Origin of the sequence: Virgibacillus salexigens (assembly GCF_000723585.1) — a bacterium.
Classification (GTDB): domain Bacteria; phylum Bacillota; class Bacilli; order Bacillales; family Amphibacillaceae; genus Virgibacillus; species Virgibacillus salexigens.
The window spans coordinates 801,660-816,837 of record NZ_CCDP010000002.1 but is presented as its reverse complement, the minus strand read 5'-3'; the positions used below and the strand labels follow the sequence as shown (position 1 = coordinate 816,837).

Below are 15,178 nucleotides of genomic sequence, written 5' to 3'. Positions count from 1 at the left end.
TTTTTCAATTTCCCCTTTCATTTATGTAAACGAAAAAAAGGCAGAAAAAGATACGTATTAAAATGAAAAATGTAAGGCTGACGGTAAAAAAGAGGAGGTAAGAAGTGAGGAAATAGAAAATACCTGTTGCACCGAGGATAGAAACATGGTATGATTAACAGGTTACGAACAAAAATAATATAACTTATATATATATCCAATTATATTATAACCTTTTCGTTTTGTAAAGTCAATACAAATGATCAAATTGATTTGAATGGGGTTGGTAAATGTGAGCAAAGAAGGTCAAACTTGGCAAATAGAACAGCGTCGGGTGGATAAAGTAATTAATGAAATTAACAAAAAGGAAGATCAACTTGCATTACGCGCCACCGATTTAAAGGATAGCGTTATTGAGTTACGTGAAACATTTTGGGATGATGTAACTGTTAATTTAGATGAACCAGATGATGTGATTGAAACAGAAGCAAGTATTAAACAGCAAGCTGAGCTATTAAAACAAAAAGAACTGGTTCACGGAAATATAGATGACGAACGTAAAACCTTGAAACAATTAAAAGATAATCCATATTTTGGGAGAATTGACTTTAAAGAAGATGATGAGTCAAGTAAAGAAGCGTTGTATATTGGAATTTCTTCGTTAATGGATGCTGCTGAAGAAGATTTTTTAATTTATGATTGGCGTGCTCCTATATCAAGCCTGTATTATGATCATTCACTAGGTAAGGGTTCATACGAGACCTTAGATGGAGAAGTTACCGGAGAAATTACTTTAAAACGACAATTCATTATCCGAAATAGTCAAATAAAAGGTATGTTTGATACAGGATTAACAATTGGAGATCAATTATTACAAGAAGCTTTAGGGAATAATGCAAGTACGACAATGAAAAGTATTGTTTCTACCATCCAAAAGGAACAAAACAAAATTATTCGAAACGAACAAAGCAAATACCTACTTGTTCAAGGGGTTGCTGGAAGTGGTAAAACATCTGCTGCCTTACAGAGAATTGCCTACCTCATGTATCGTTATCGAAAAGAATTGAATCCAGAAAATGTTATGCTGTTCTCACCTAATCCGTTATTTACAAGTTATATCAATAATGTTCTACCAGAGCTAGGAGAAGCAAATGTGAAGCAGGTAACTTTTTTTGATTATTTGCAAGACAAGATAGGGAATAAGTTCACAATTGAATCTCCTTTTGCTCAAATGGAATATACGTTAACGAAAACAGAAGACATCCATTTTAATCGTCGATTATCTAACATTGGGTATAAGTCAACGCTAGCATTTATGAAATTAATTGATGAATACTTGTTCTCGCTGCTTACAGAAGGAGTTCAATTTAAAAATATCTCTTTTCGTAAGGAAGTTCTTATCTCCAAACACCGAATCAGCGAGTATTTCTATTCATTGGATAAGCAAATGACTTTGCCTAATCGACTAGAATTGGTTGTGCGATGGTTGGTTAAAGAGCTGCGTCCATTCCAAAAAGCCGAAGTGAAAAAGGATTGGGTAGAAGAAAAAATCGAGCTTTTAGATAAAGAAGCCTATGTGAAAGCTTATTATGAATCACAGAAACAGGAGAATGAAAGTGCTGCGAATGAAGAGTTGATTTTAAGGAAAGTCGTCGTCGCAAAGATGTTTGGTTCGTTAAAACAACAAATTCAACAGTTTGCTTTTGTAGATGTGTCGGGTACGTATTATCAGATGTTTGCAGATTGGAAATCGGATAATAAGCCAGAAGAGTGGCAATCCCTTGCAAAACAAACGAAGAAAAATTTGGAAAAGAAACATTTATATTGGGAGGAAGCAGCCCCGTATGCTTACTTTAAAGGGAGATTACTTGGGCATACTTCTGACCGACAAGTGCGCCAATTATTTATTGATGAAGCACAAGATTACGCTTCTTCTCAATTCGCTTATATACAGCATATGTTCCCTTACACGAATATGACGTTGTTAGGAGACATTAATCAAGCAATTTATGTTCAAATGACGAAGGAAAACCCGTTAATCCCAAGTTTGGCTGGTAGGAATGCAGAAAGAATAACGTTAACAAAAAGCTATCGATCAACAAAGCAAATCGTTGAATTTACAAAACATTTTGCTCCAGGGAATGAAGAAATTGAGCCATTTGAAAGAGAGGGGAAGAAGCCAAGAGTTATCATGGTCAATGACAATGCGGAGGTAATAAAAAGGATTAACGAACAAGTAAACAAATTAACAGAACAAGGCTATGAGAGCACAGCTATTATTTGTAAAACCATGCAAGAAAGTGAGATTATTTATTCTGCATTGAAGGATCACATGGATGTAACGTTATTATCGGAGGATACCTATTCATTAACTAAAGGGTTACTTATTGTGCCGATATATTTAGCAAAAGGGATAGAGTTTGATGCAGTTATAATTCCTGACGCTTCGTCAGAACATTATACGTTATCGGAGCGTTCTTTGTTTTATACAGCATGTACACGAGCGATGCATGAGCTTGTAATAATAAATCCAATGTCTCCCAATGTGTTTATTAAAGAGGCAGTAACGTCTACGTATGAGCAAATTATTCGATAGCTAAGAAACCCTAACTATAAAAAAGTTAGGGTTTCTTAGCTATCCTGTTCTTTAATTAATTTTAAGTAAAAGTGCTTGATTTATTCGTGAATATACTATAGGTTTACTTTGTGCAACATTTATACATTCGGGAAATTATTATTCCTTTAGGTAATTAAATTTCCTGAAGGAGTAACAGCGATGATTCAGGTAATTCAATATGCTCTTCTGGGGTGGTAGCCGGAAGAGCACCCCTTTTTATAGAAGTAATTCATGTTATATCTATAATCGATTAAGATGCTAAAAAAGAAGGAAAGTAGCTATTACAAAACATATACGATAAGCCATGCCTGAACAAAGTATTTTCTGTTCAGGTTTTTTCTTGTAGAAAACGGATAAAAGAGCAAATATAGTTGATCGAAAATGTTAAAAAACTATTTGACAAAGTATACCTTTTCCCATAAAATTTTAGATGATATTAATAATCATTCTCAATTAAAATAAATCTAATCTAGAAAGAGGAGGCGTTATTTTCTGTTTTTTGTTGTTTTCATTAGTTAAAAGAGAGAAGGAGTAAAAAATGAAAGCGAAATTATTTATATTTACGATTGTATGTCTATTATTAATTGTCTTATCTGCTTGTGGTAGTAGTGCTAGCAGTGATTCGGAAGAGTCTGCTGAGAATAATCAAAAAAATACAGAAGCAAGTATTGGAAATGAAGAGGAAAAAACAGTTACATATTTAGAAGAAGAATATACGGTTCCTTCTGAGACAGACAAAATTGCTGCAGCCAGTTTAGAAGCGATGGAAGATACAGCTATGTTAGATGTACAACCGATTGGTGCCATTACTTATGCGGGAGAATTGCCAAGTTATCTAGCAGAAGATCTTGAGGGTGCGGAATCAATTGGAGAAAAAACCCAGCCTAATTATGAAACATTGTTAAGTATGAAACCGGATGTAATATTGGGGAGTTCTAAGTTCCCTGCCGATGTAACGGAACAATTAAACAAAGTTGCAACGACGATTCCTGTCTCACATATCTCTACGAACTGGGAGAATAACTTAAATTTAATGGCAGAGTTAACAGGAAAACAGGATGAAGCAGAAAAGGTTATTAACGGTTATAAAGAAGATGTAGAAAAAATCTCAAGTTCTGTGGAATCAATGGTTGATGAAAAAGTACTTGTGATTCGAGTGCGCAGCGGTAACTTATTTGTTTATCCACAAGATGTATATTTAAATCCTGTCTTATATAATGATTTAGGAATTTCTGTGCCTGAGGAGATTAAATCTGTAGAAGCGCAGGAGATGATATCCTTAGAACAACTAGCGGAAATAAATCCGGATCACATCTTTTTACAATTTGCAGAAGATGAAAATGCGGACCAGCCAAATATGTTGGAAGATTTAAAAGAGAATCAAATCTGGAAAAGTGTAAAAGCAGTTAATGAAGATAATGTCTACGTGAATACAGTAGACCCATTAGCCCAAGGTGGAACAGCGTGGAGCAAGACTAAATTCCTTCAAGGTGTACAGGAGAATTTAGCGGAATAAAACATAAGGTGCGTAGAAGTTATGAGGAAAATAAGTAATGTGCATATGCTTATATTAGGAACAGCACCTATATTTGTTATCTTAATCACTTGTTTATCCGTTATTTATGGAACAAAACCAATTGAATTAAGTACAGTTTGGGAAGCTGTAGTAGATTATGATGCTGAAAATGTTGATCATGCGATTATTATGACGTCGCGTATACCTAGAGCGATCGGGGCAATTGTAGTAGGGGCATTTCTAGCCATATCGGGAGCTGTGATGCAGGGGATGACAAGAAATTATCTTGCGTCCCCTTCCATTATGGGAGTAACAGATGGTTCTGCGTTTGTAATAACAATTTGTATGGTATGGCTTCCAGGTATGTCGTCTATGCAAATGATTCTTTATTCAATGGTAGGGTCATTAATAGGTGCCGCCATTGTATTTGGATTCGGTTCACTTATCCGAAATGGTCTTTCGCCTGTAAGGCTAGCAATCATTGGAACGGTTATTGGTACTTTTTTAAGTAGTATCTCTTCAGCTATTTCTACGTATTTCCAAGTATCCCAAAATGTTAGTTTTTGGTACAATGCACGACTACATCAAGTTGATCCAGAAATGTTAAAATTAGTAATCCCCATTGGATTAACTGGGATTCTATTAATAATTTTTCTTTCTAAATCAATTACGATTCTATCGCTTGGTCATGAGGTCTCTGTAAATTTAGGTCAACGGACAAAATTTGTAAAAGCCTTTGCTATTTTAGCAGTGGTTATGCTGACAGGGACGGCAGTAGCATTAGTAGGGAAAATTGGCTTTGTCGGGCTTATTATTCCACATATTACGAGATTCCTAGTTGGTGTAGACTATCGATGGATTATTCCATGTGCAGGAGTTATTGGTGGTATTTTCTTAGCACTATGTGATTTATTAAGTAGGTTTGTTAATTATCCATTTGAGACACCGATTGGCGTCATTACCGCTTTTATTGGTATTCCTTTCTTCCTTTATTTAATACGAACTAAAGGAGGAGAGAAACATGCCTAACTATTTGAACGGTCGTTTTATCCTCACCATTTTTATTATGTTATGTCTTATTTCGGTGGTCTTTTATATAAGTATTACGAATGGGTCGTTTGATATAAGTGTGTCAAATGTAATTCGTACGATATTACGAATTAATCCGAATGAAGATTATGATTTAGTCATTTTTGATTTTCGTCTCCCTCGTATTGTGATTGCTGGATTAGTAGGGCTTGGTTTTGGAATGGCAGGGGCAGTTATTCAAGGGGTAACTCGTAATGGGCTAGCTGATCCGGGAATTCTTGGGATTAATGCCGGAGCAGGTGCAGCGATAGTTGCTTTTATGTTTTTCTTCCAAGGAAATATGAACGGTACGGATCTTCTTTCTATTATGATGCAGCCAATCTTTGGTTTAGTTGGAGGATTACTAGCAGCTGCCATTATTTTTCTATTTGCATGGAAGAATGGAAAATTGGACCCACAAAGGCTTATATTAACTGGAATTGCTATTGGTTCCGGATTCGGCGCTTTCTCTTTGTATTTATCATTAAAAATGAAGGCATCCGATTTTGAAATGGCCACTGTCTGGATCTCAGGCACAATATATAATGCAAACTGGTATTATATTCTTTCGATGCTACCTTGGTTAATTATATTTATTCCCATTATTTATAAAAAAGCATATTCTCTCGATCTACTTCAATTGGAAGAGACGAGTCTGAAGAGCTTAGGAATGGCAGTTGAAAGAGAAAAGTCCTGGCTATTGATTAGTGCAGTAGCAATAGTTAGTGCGTGTGTATCTGTATCCGGTAGTATTGGATTTGTCGGATTGATGGCCCCGCATATTGCTCGAAGACTAATCGGACTGAAACATAGGTATATCCTGCCAGTAAGTGGTTTGCTAGGAGTATTGCTTGTTATGGCTTCTGATTTTGTTGCTAAAACTGTATTTGCTCCAGCTGAATTACCAGTGGGTATTGTAATATCACTAATTGGGGTTCCATATTTTCTATATTTACTAGTAAAAACAAAGGCGTAAGGAGGGGGAGCAAATGAATAGTTTACGAGTAGAAGCGTTAGCATCAGGTTATGAAAAGTACACGGTCTTCGAGGATTTGAATTTGCAAATTAAAACAGGCGAGATTACCACGATTATTGGGCCAAATGGTTGTGGTAAATCAACTTTATTAAAGACAATGGGAAGAATTCTTAAGCAGCGTAATGGCAAGGTCTTTTTACAGGAAAAAGACTTGAACCGTATTCCGACAAAGAAAATTGCTAAACATCTTTCATTGCTTCCACAAAATCCTATTGCTCCTAATGAATTAAAAGTGGAAGAATTAATAACCTATGGTAGGTATCCGCATCGAAAAAACGTAAATAAAATTACGAAGGAAGATCAAAAGATAGTGGATTGGGCCTTGGATATTACAAGGACAACAGGGTTTCGAGATAGAGAACTTGGTAACTTATCAGGTGGTCAACGACAAAAGGTTTGGCTAGCAATGGCGTTAGCCCAAGAGACAGATATTTTGCTTTTAGATGAACCAACCACGTATCTTGATTTGGCTCATCAGTTAGAGGTGTTACAAATCGTAGAGCGGCTTAATGCCGAGCATGGTTGTACGATTGTAATGGTTTTACATGATATTAATCATGCGGCTAGGTTTTCAGATGAATTAGTTGCTATGAAAGCTGGAGAAATTGTATCCGTTGGTCCTCCATCAAGGATTATCACGAACCCCGTACTAAAAGAAGTCTTTGAAATAGATGCTCGTGTAATGATAGATCCACATGATAATGCTCCGGTTTGTTTTGGTTATGATAGTATAGAAAAGTAATGGTAAGGAGGAGTACGCATGGTACAATATACAACATCTCCAGTAACTACTTGGAGAGCAGAGAATTGGTCTATGACTTCAAAACAAGGGCATTCTTATGAAATGTATATATCCATCCCCAAACAACCGGCTCCCCCAACGGGTTATCCGGTAATATATGTATTAGATGGAAATGCTTTTTTTCACACCTTCCAAGAGGCTGTTAAAGTACAATCTGTCCGTTCACAAAAAACAGGCATTGTTCCAATGGTGGTCGTAGGAATTGGTTATCCTGTAGAGGAGGCATTTGCTTCTAGCTATCGCATGTATGACTTTACCCCACCAACAAAGATCTCCGATTTGCCAGCTAAGCCTGATGGGAATAAATGGCCAGAAAATGGCGGAGCAGAGGAATTTATGATGTTTATCAATCAAGAATTGAAACCTGCTGTAGAAGAACATGTTTCCATTAATCGTGAGAAGCAAACGTTATTTGGACATTCATTAGGTGGCTTATTTGCCTTACAGGTACTTTTCTCAAGGATGAATTCATTTCAATCATTTTTTATTACAAGTCCTTCTATTTGGTGGAATAACCGATCGATTATTGATCAAGAAAAAGAATGGTTAGATGGAATAAATGATACCGAAAACTTACGTTTATTTATGGCTGTAGGTGAATTGGAAAAGGATCATATGATAAATGATGCCAGAAATTTTTCCGGTCGACTGAAGCAAATAGAAGGCAAAGGTATCTCATCTGTTTATTATGAGGTCGAGGAAGAGAATCATGTCTCCGTCGTGCCGACCGTTTTAAGTAAAGCAATGCGATTTATAGGACAATAATAACTAAGGAATGCTTAAGTATGGCCCCCGATTTAATCAGGGGCCATATATTTGTTTGATCAAAAGCCAGAAATCCAAGGTGATACTAAAAGGCTTTGATCACTGACATTAATTGTTTGACCGATTGAAAACCCTGGGAGGTTTTGAGATCTAAAGTTAATTGGGGGAGCGTCTTGTACGGTGGCGAGACCAGTTATTCTTCCTCCAATATCAGATCCATTTACCTGATTATAAACAGCAAAGTAATAGGGCGAGTTTAAATTAAGTGTCACATTAGTTAGAAGCGGTAATGTGAATAAACCTCCTTCAATGCTTGTTGCTGTATCGGTTATACCTACAACTACTGAATCCGTATTTGAAGTTACTTCTAGTACTGCCATTTGAAAATTGCCTGTAATGCTACCGTCTTGAACGATATAAGCAGATAAATTTGAGATGGTTGAACCCTTTCCGATAGTTAATGCACCGACAGCCTGATTATTTCCTGAACCTTGATTAAATGCTATTTCGGTATCAATATCACCTATTTTTACTGTCTGATAAAAGGATGATCCACCAGTTGAAGGTCCTGTCGGCCCTGTTTCACCCGTCGGTCCAGTAATGCTTATCCCCGTAGTTCCAGTTGGCCCGGTGGCACCAGTGCTGCCAGTAACACCTGTAGTCCCTGACGCTCCAGTGGTCCCAGTTGGTCCTGTGGGTCCTATAGGTCCAGGCCCCGTGGGCCCCGTAGCACCCGTAGCCGGTCCCGTAGCACCAGTACTACCGGTGGCTCCGGTCGGACCTGTAGGTCCGGTGCTTCCCGTTGTTCCAATAACCCCAGTCGGTCCGATACTGCCAGTTGGCCCGGTGGCACCAGTGCTGCCAGTAACACCTGTAGTCCCTGTCGTTCCGGTAACTCCAGTGTCACCCGTATCCCCGATCGGCCCTGTAGGTCCAGTGCTACCTGTCGTTCCAGTGAATCCAGTTGGTCCTGTGGGTCCCGTGGCTCCCGTAGCACCAATATCGCCATCCTCTCCAGGAGGTCCGGTGTTGCCTTTTCCTGAATAGTAGGTGGTATTATTAATTTGATTAATAATTTTTCCATCAATTTTATCACAACAACAAACATCATCTGGTCGTTTACAGTGATTACAAAAATGTTCAATGTTTGATGTCCGTTTATTAAAATGCTTACAGTGCATGCAGTTATATTTATTGGCGGCACAATTACACCGTTTTCGATTGTACTTCTTTCCCATTATAATTTCTCCTCTATATAAAAATGGACTTTTATATCCTATTTCAGGCAGGATGAAATCGTGTAAGCAAGAGCTTGCTTAATTGTATATAGCCTAAAAGATGGAGATAGAAATAAAAACCTGTATTACGACAAATTTCGAGTATTAGCGTGTATTTTATATGAATACGCTATAAGGTACATTTAAACGGGAGGGATCACGTTTTATGTAGACTAATCCCTGCTGATCCCTGTTAAATCAGTTTGAGAAGCAACGGGGTTTTCGATAAAATATAATATGTTGTAAAAACAAAGGAAAACATTACACATACTCTCCGAACTTTGTCATACAAGAACCTCTTGTGTAACAGGTAGCTTACCTGTTCAACCATTTTCAATATTTTCCTAGATTAAGGTGAATATGGATTTAGTTTCTACTCAATTTTCTTATTATTGGTATTCCAATGATTTATTTTTATATTACCAATTAACAGAATCTATTGAGAATATATTATAAAAGGAGTAGTCATTCATGAAAAAAATACTATATTTATTTTTTGCTGCTATATTAATAGTTCTTTCGGCCTGCGGAAGTTCCGACTCGGGTTCAGCAAGTGAACAAGGCATTGATACCATTACCTTTGCAGATGCCGGATGGGATAGCATTAAGGTACATAATAGTATTGCTCAAACGATTATTGAAGAGGGGTATGGTTATCAAACAGATGTAACGAGTGGTTCAACTGCAGCTACTTTCCAGGGCCTTCGAGATGGCGATATTAATGTATATATGGAAGTTTGGACAGATAATATCAAAGAAATTTATGGAGAAGCAATGGATACAGGAGATATTGAAAAATTATCTACAAATTTTGATGATAATACACAAGGACTCTATGTTCCAACCTATGTTATCGAAGGCGATCCTGAACGTGGGATCGAACCGTTAGCACCAGACTTAAAAACGGTGGAAGATTTAAAGAAGTACCCGGAAGTATTTGAAGATCCAGAGGATCCGGGTCGAGGGCGGATTATTAATGCTCCAAGTGGCTGGGCAGTAGCTGAAGCAATTGATGCAAAATTTGAAGCTTATGGTTTAGAAGAAACGATGAATAATTTTATGCCAGGATCAGATGCCGCAATTGTTGCTGATTTAACAGATGCTTATGAGGCAGGACGTGGTTGGGTAGGTTACTACTGGTCGCCCACAGCAGTTACAGCAAAGTATGATTTAACCTTATTGGAAGAACCTGCTTATGATGAAGAAACGTGGAATGAAACGAAGGCGACGGAATTTCCTCCAAATGATGTAGTGGTTGCAGTGCATAAAGATATGCCAGAACAAGCATCGGAGGTTGTTGAATTCTTAAAAAACTATGAAACTAGCAGTGAGCTAACGGAAGAAGCATTAAGCTACATGGATGAAAATGATGCTTCAGCAGAAGAAGCTGCAAACTGGTGGATGAAAGAACATGAAGATATTTGGACAAGTTGGGTGTCCGAAGATATTGCAAACAAGGTGAAGGATGCGATGCAATAAGAAATAAGCAGCTTGCCACGTGGTTGGCTGCTTTTTCTGCTATTTTTTAAACTATTACAAGAGAGGTGAAACGACTGCTTATGCAGTCGATTAAAGATGGGAAATTTTCCAGATATACGGACACAAATTGGTGATTATGTCGACCAATTTGTAAGTTTTTTAGATACCTCATTAGAAGGATTTTTTGATTTTATCTTTTTTATATCTTCACGAACAATCAACGGCATAGCTGATTTCTTAATGTGGATGCCATGGTGGCTGTTTATCATCCTTATTGTCCTGATGGGTTGGTATTTTAAGTCAGTAGTTTCGGGTGTTTTATATGGATTATTTATCTTTTTGATTGGTACATTTGGCCTTTGGGAAGATATGATGACAACCATTTCGATTATAATAACAGCTGTCATCATCTGTTTAATCATCGGTATACCTTTAGGTGTATGGATGGCATTTAGTAAAGGTTTTTCAACCGTCATGCGTCCATTATTAGATGCTATGCAAACAATGCCAAGCTTTGTATATCTCATACCAGCAATATTTTTCTTTGGTCTTGGTAATGTATCTGCCATATTTGCAACATTGATCTATGCTTTACCTCCAGTTATTCGTCTAACAGAGCTAGCGATTCGTGGTGTCGATAAAGAGGTGATTGAATCCGCACAATCATTCGGATCATCCAATTGGCAAATGCTTAAAAAAGTGCAACTACCACAAGCCCTTCCAACTATTATGGCTGGTGTCAATCAAACGACCATGATGGCACTTGCAATGGTTGTTATTGCTTCCATGGTCGGTGCTTCAGGATTAGGAGAACAGGTGCTAGTAGCAATTAACCGAATTGATATTGCACTTGGATTTGAGGCAGGAATCAGTATTGTATTTTTAGCAATCATTATTGACCGGATAACAAATGGTGTTGCTGGAAAATTCCAAAAACATGGAGGTGCGACTGAATGACAGCGCAAATAAGAGTTGAGAATGTGTCCAAGATTTTTGGTTCTAAACCAAAGTCAGTTATTCCGATGATTAAGGAAGGCATGTCCAAAGAAGGCATTTTAAATAAAACAAATCATACGGTTGGTGTATACAATGCTTCGTTTGAAGTAGAAAAAGGGGAAGTCTTTGTCATTATGGGTTTATCCGGAAGTGGAAAATCGACACTAATCCGTTGTTTTAATTTATTAAATAAGCCAACGGATGGGTCTATCTATTTAGATGGAGAGGATATTGTCGCTTTTAACAAGAATGAACTTAAGAAAATACGGCAAGAAAAAATAGCGATGGTATTTCAGCATTTCGGTTTGTTTAGTCACCGGACAATTTTAGCGAATGTGGAATATGGTTTAGAGATTCGAAATGTTTCAAAGGAAGAACGCAGGGAAATTGCTATGAATAATATTGAAACAGTTGGATTGAAGGGGTATGAAGATAAATATCCAGATGAATTATCAGGAGGAATGCAGCAACGCGTTGGATTAGCCCGAGCACTGGCAAATGATCCGGATATTTTATTAATGGATGAACCATTCAGTGCATTGGATCCATTAATTCGTAGAGAAATGCAGCTAGAACTGTTGGACATTCAGGAGAGATTACAAAAGACGATCATTTTTATAACACACGATGTTAATGAAGCATTTAAACTTGGCGATCGTGTTGCTGTTATGAAAAATGGGCAAGTAGAACAAGTTGGTACACCAGAAGAAATTATTACGTCACCAGCTAATCATTATATCTCCGATTTTATTAAGGATATTGATCGTTCTAAGGTTTTTCAGGCAGAGCATATTATGACACGACCAAACGCCTTAGTGTCGTTGAAGGACGGTCTGAACGTTGCTGTCAAAGAAATGAAAGAAAATGGTATCTCTAGCGTGTTCGTAGTTAATCGTAGTCGTCAGGTAGAGGGCATTGTCACAATTGGTGATGCTATTCAAGGAATAAAAGAAAAACAACGTTTATCTGATGTATTACGCCATGATATTACCGTTGTAAATCAAGAAGAATATATTAACGATTTAATACCGAAAGCATTAGAGTCCCAGTTCCCGTTAGCTGTTGTGAACGGGGAAAATAAATTAATTGGATTTATTTTAAGGGTACATGTGTTGTCAGGTTTAGTTTCCGAAGAAATAAATAAAAGTGAAGCATATTATGTTTAATAACAAAACCCATTGATTGATGAACTCAATGGGTTTTGTTGTAGACAAAGATCTTGATTATTTGTGGTAAGCGCCATGCATGACAGGCCCTACATATTCATTCAATTTCCATCCATGCGTAATGGCTGCAGTTACAAATTCTTTGGCGTCTGTAACGGCATCTTTTACCGATTTGCCATTCGCTATATTAGCTGTAATCGCTGCCGCGAAGGTACAACCAGCACCGTGATTATACGTTGTATCAATCTTATCTTTTTCTAATAATGTGAAGTTGTTCCCATCATAGAAAAGGTCAAGTGCTTTTTCATAATCAAAGGCCTTTCCACCTTTAATAATTACATTCTTTGCACCTAATTCATGAATTTTCACAGCCGCCTCTTTCATGCCCTCTACTGTTTTTATTGGACCGGTTTGCGCTAACTGTCCAGCTTCAAATAAATTTGGAGTAGTTACAATGGCATGAGGTAATAATAGCTCCCGCATTGCCTCCGTATTCTCTGGTTGAAGTACTTCATCGTCGCCTTTACAAACCATTACTGGATCAAGTACATAATTCGTTAATTGATAGGCTTCAATTTTCTTCGCACCTAATTCAATGATGTCAACCGATCCAAGCATTCCTGTTTTCATTGCATCCACGCCAACGGAGAGGATCGTATCTAGTTGTTTCTCTACAATATTTACATCAATTGCAGACACATTGTGACTCCAACCGTCAGGATCCATCGTTACAATGGAAGTGAGGGCCGTCATACCATATACATCATGTTCCTGGAATGTTTTAAGATCAGCTTGGATACCGGCACCACCGCTGGAATCTGATCCTGCAAGCGTTAAGGTTTTCTTCATTGTCATATATATCGCTCCAAACGTTAGATTCTCTATAAATCCTTCTTTCTATAGAATATAACAGAAATAACGAGAATGAAAGTGTTAGACGTTCTGGAATATTATTAACAAATTTAGGTATCTGAATCATATAGTAGTGGTAGTTAGAGAAGGTGGTGAGAAATATGAAAACAATCAGTTTGTGTATGATTGTTAAAAATGAAGAAGAGGTCTTGGAACAATGTCTAAGTAGTGTGGAATCTATATGCGATGAAATAATTATCTTAGATACTGGTTCTAAGGATAGTACAAAGGATATAGCTAAGAAGTTTACAAATAAGGTGTTTGATTTTGAATGGATAGATCACTTTGCAGCAGCACGTAATAAAGCTTTCAGTTATGCTACCAAGGATTTTATATTCTGGTTAGATGCAGATGATGTTTTATTACCTGAAGATATTGATAAACTAAGGAAGTTAAAGCAAGAATTACATGATGACATTGATGCGGTATCAATGTATTATTATACAGCTTTTGACGAAGAGGGAAACCCAACGTTTAAGTATCGACGAAATCGATTAGTAAAGCGAACGAATAATTTCAAATGGTACGGGGCTGTCCATGAATATCTACAAGTGGGTGGCAACGTTGTTCCATCAGAGATTGGCGTAACCCATCGAAAACAAGATAAGCCTGCTGATTCCATTAAAAGTGATCGGAATTTAAAGATCTATGAAAAGCAGTTAGCAAATAAAGAACCGTTTACTCCTAGGGATATGTTTTATTATGCGAATGAATTGAAAGATCATATGCGTTTAGATGAAGCAATTGATTATTATCAACAATTTTTGGATACAAAAAGAGGTTGGATTGAGGACGAGATTCGAGCTTGTATTTATATAGCAGATTGTTTTAAGATTATGCAGCTCCCAGAAGAAGAGGTTGAAGCCTTGCTGCAATCACTAAAGTATGATCTGCCCCGTGCAGAAGTTTCGTGTCGTGTTGGCGATTATTTCAAGGAGAAAGGAATGTTTAAGAAGGCAATTATCTGGTATGTCTTTGCTCTAACATTAGAGGCTGATAATGATAGTGGATTTGCCAATATTGCTTATACTACTTGGTACCCTCATTTGCAAATGTGTTATTGTAATTGGCAGATAGGAAATAAGAAAGATTCCTATCAGCATCATTTGCAAACCAAAAAGTATCTCCCAAATAATGAGCAAGTACTTTACAATGAAGCTTTTTTTAATAGTTTAGATCAAGAAGAATTAACATAATTAAGTAATGTTGCACTTGATGGGGCTGACTTATAGGTTTGCTTTCATTCACAATTGGATTATTGGCTATTCGATCCTGCTATGGGAACCTATTTCTTGTGGGAAGAGTGTATCTTCCGATTGTATAGGTATAGAGCTAACTTTTGCTTCAGCCTCCTTTTTTATAAGCAGAAAAAATCTGAAGTTTTTGGTGTAAATTATGTACATTAGGGAATTAACTAAACAGAGATAGACAAATTTTTGTTTAACCTTTGTCAATGTTTTGTCATAGCAATGAACGTTCATCTGTACGAAAATAGTTTATACTATGGAAGATATGGAAATCTATCCCCTAAAGGAAATATATGGATGGATTTTCACTTGATCAAT

12 protein-coding genes are annotated in these 15,178 nt (G+C 37.1%); 10 read left to right on the top strand and 2 right to left on the bottom strand.

Annotated features, from left to right (window positions below; translation table 11 throughout):
* The first annotated feature begins 271 nt into the window (after positions 1-271).
* The 6 genes from helD to BN990_RS16890 all read left to right on the top strand — a co-directional run bounded on the left by helD (position 272) and on the right by BN990_RS16890 (position 7,783).
* On the top strand, positions 272-2,575 hold the full coding sequence (helD, locus tag BN990_RS16915; RefSeq protein WP_021290529.1) for an RNA polymerase recycling motor HelD: 2,304 nt from the start codon (positions 272-274) through the stop codon (positions 2,573-2,575).
* Between the two features lie 559 nt (positions 2,576-3,134).
* Positions 3,135-4,112 (top strand): ABC transporter substrate-binding protein, encoded by a 978-nt coding sequence (locus BN990_RS16910; protein ID WP_038245853.1) that lies wholly within the window; start codon positions 3,135-3,137, stop codon positions 4,110-4,112.
* Positions 4,113-4,133: 21 nt separating this feature from the next.
* Entirely contained in the window at positions 4,134-5,141 is a 1,008-nt protein-coding gene (locus BN990_RS16905) for a FecCD family ABC transporter permease (protein ID WP_021290531.1), read from the top strand.
* A 37-nt stretch (positions 5,142-5,178) separates the two neighbouring features.
* Positions 5,179-6,156, top strand: coding sequence for a FecCD family ABC transporter permease (locus BN990_RS16900; protein ID WP_369759847.1), 978 nt, complete (start codon positions 5,179-5,181; stop codon positions 6,154-6,156).
* A 13-nt stretch (positions 6,157-6,169) separates the two neighbouring features.
* Positions 6,170-6,958 carry an ABC transporter ATP-binding protein gene (locus BN990_RS16895; RefSeq protein ID WP_038245852.1) on the top strand — a complete coding sequence of 263 codons (789 nt, stop codon included), beginning with the start codon at positions 6,170-6,172 and terminating at the stop codon, positions 6,956-6,958.
* Positions 6,959-6,976: 18 nt separating this feature from the next.
* Positions 6,977-7,783 carry an alpha/beta hydrolase gene (locus tag BN990_RS16890; RefSeq protein WP_021290534.1) on the top strand — a complete coding sequence of 269 codons (807 nt, stop codon included), beginning with the start codon at positions 6,977-6,979 and terminating at the stop codon, positions 7,781-7,783.
* A 59-nt stretch (positions 7,784-7,842) separates the two neighbouring features.
* Here BN990_RS16890 and BN990_RS22255 read toward each other — a convergent pair whose 3' ends face one another.
* Entirely contained in the window at positions 7,843-9,021 is a 1,179-nt protein-coding gene (locus BN990_RS22255; RefSeq protein WP_051739237.1) for a hypothetical protein, read from the bottom strand.
* A gap of 510 nt (positions 9,022-9,531) precedes the next feature.
* Here BN990_RS22255 and BN990_RS16880 point away from each other — a divergent pair.
* The 3 genes from BN990_RS16880 (at position 9,532) to BN990_RS16870 (ending at position 12,701) form a co-directional block, all read left to right on the top strand.
* On the top strand, positions 9,532-10,539 hold the full coding sequence (locus tag BN990_RS16880; protein ID WP_021290536.1) for an ABC transporter substrate-binding protein: 1,008 nt from the start codon (positions 9,532-9,534) through the stop codon (positions 10,537-10,539).
* Between the two features lie 96 nt (positions 10,540-10,635).
* On the top strand, positions 10,636-11,496 hold the full coding sequence (locus tag BN990_RS16875) for an ABC transporter permease (protein WP_021290537.1): 861 nt from the start codon (positions 10,636-10,638) through the stop codon (positions 11,494-11,496).
* On the top strand, positions 11,493-12,701 hold the full coding sequence (locus BN990_RS16870) for a quaternary amine ABC transporter ATP-binding protein (RefSeq protein WP_038245851.1): 1,209 nt from the start codon (positions 11,493-11,495) through the stop codon (positions 12,699-12,701). Before BN990_RS16875 ends, BN990_RS16870 begins: the two co-directional genes overlap by 4 nt.
* A gap of 57 nt (positions 12,702-12,758) precedes the next feature.
* Here the strand turns inward: BN990_RS16870 and pdxK are convergent, their stop codons facing one another.
* Entirely contained in the window at positions 12,759-13,556 is a 798-nt protein-coding gene (pdxK, locus tag BN990_RS16865) for a pyridoxine/pyridoxal/pyridoxamine kinase (RefSeq protein WP_021290539.1), read from the bottom strand.
* Between the two features lie 158 nt (positions 13,557-13,714).
* On the opposite strand from pdxK, the gene BN990_RS16860 reads away from it, so the two are divergent.
* The gene (locus BN990_RS16860) at positions 13,715-14,809 is read left to right on the top strand and encodes a glycosyltransferase family 2 protein (protein ID WP_038245850.1); all 1,095 of its coding nucleotides are present in this window, start codon (positions 13,715-13,717) and stop codon (positions 14,807-14,809) included.
* Positions 14,810-15,178 lie beyond the last annotated feature (369 nt).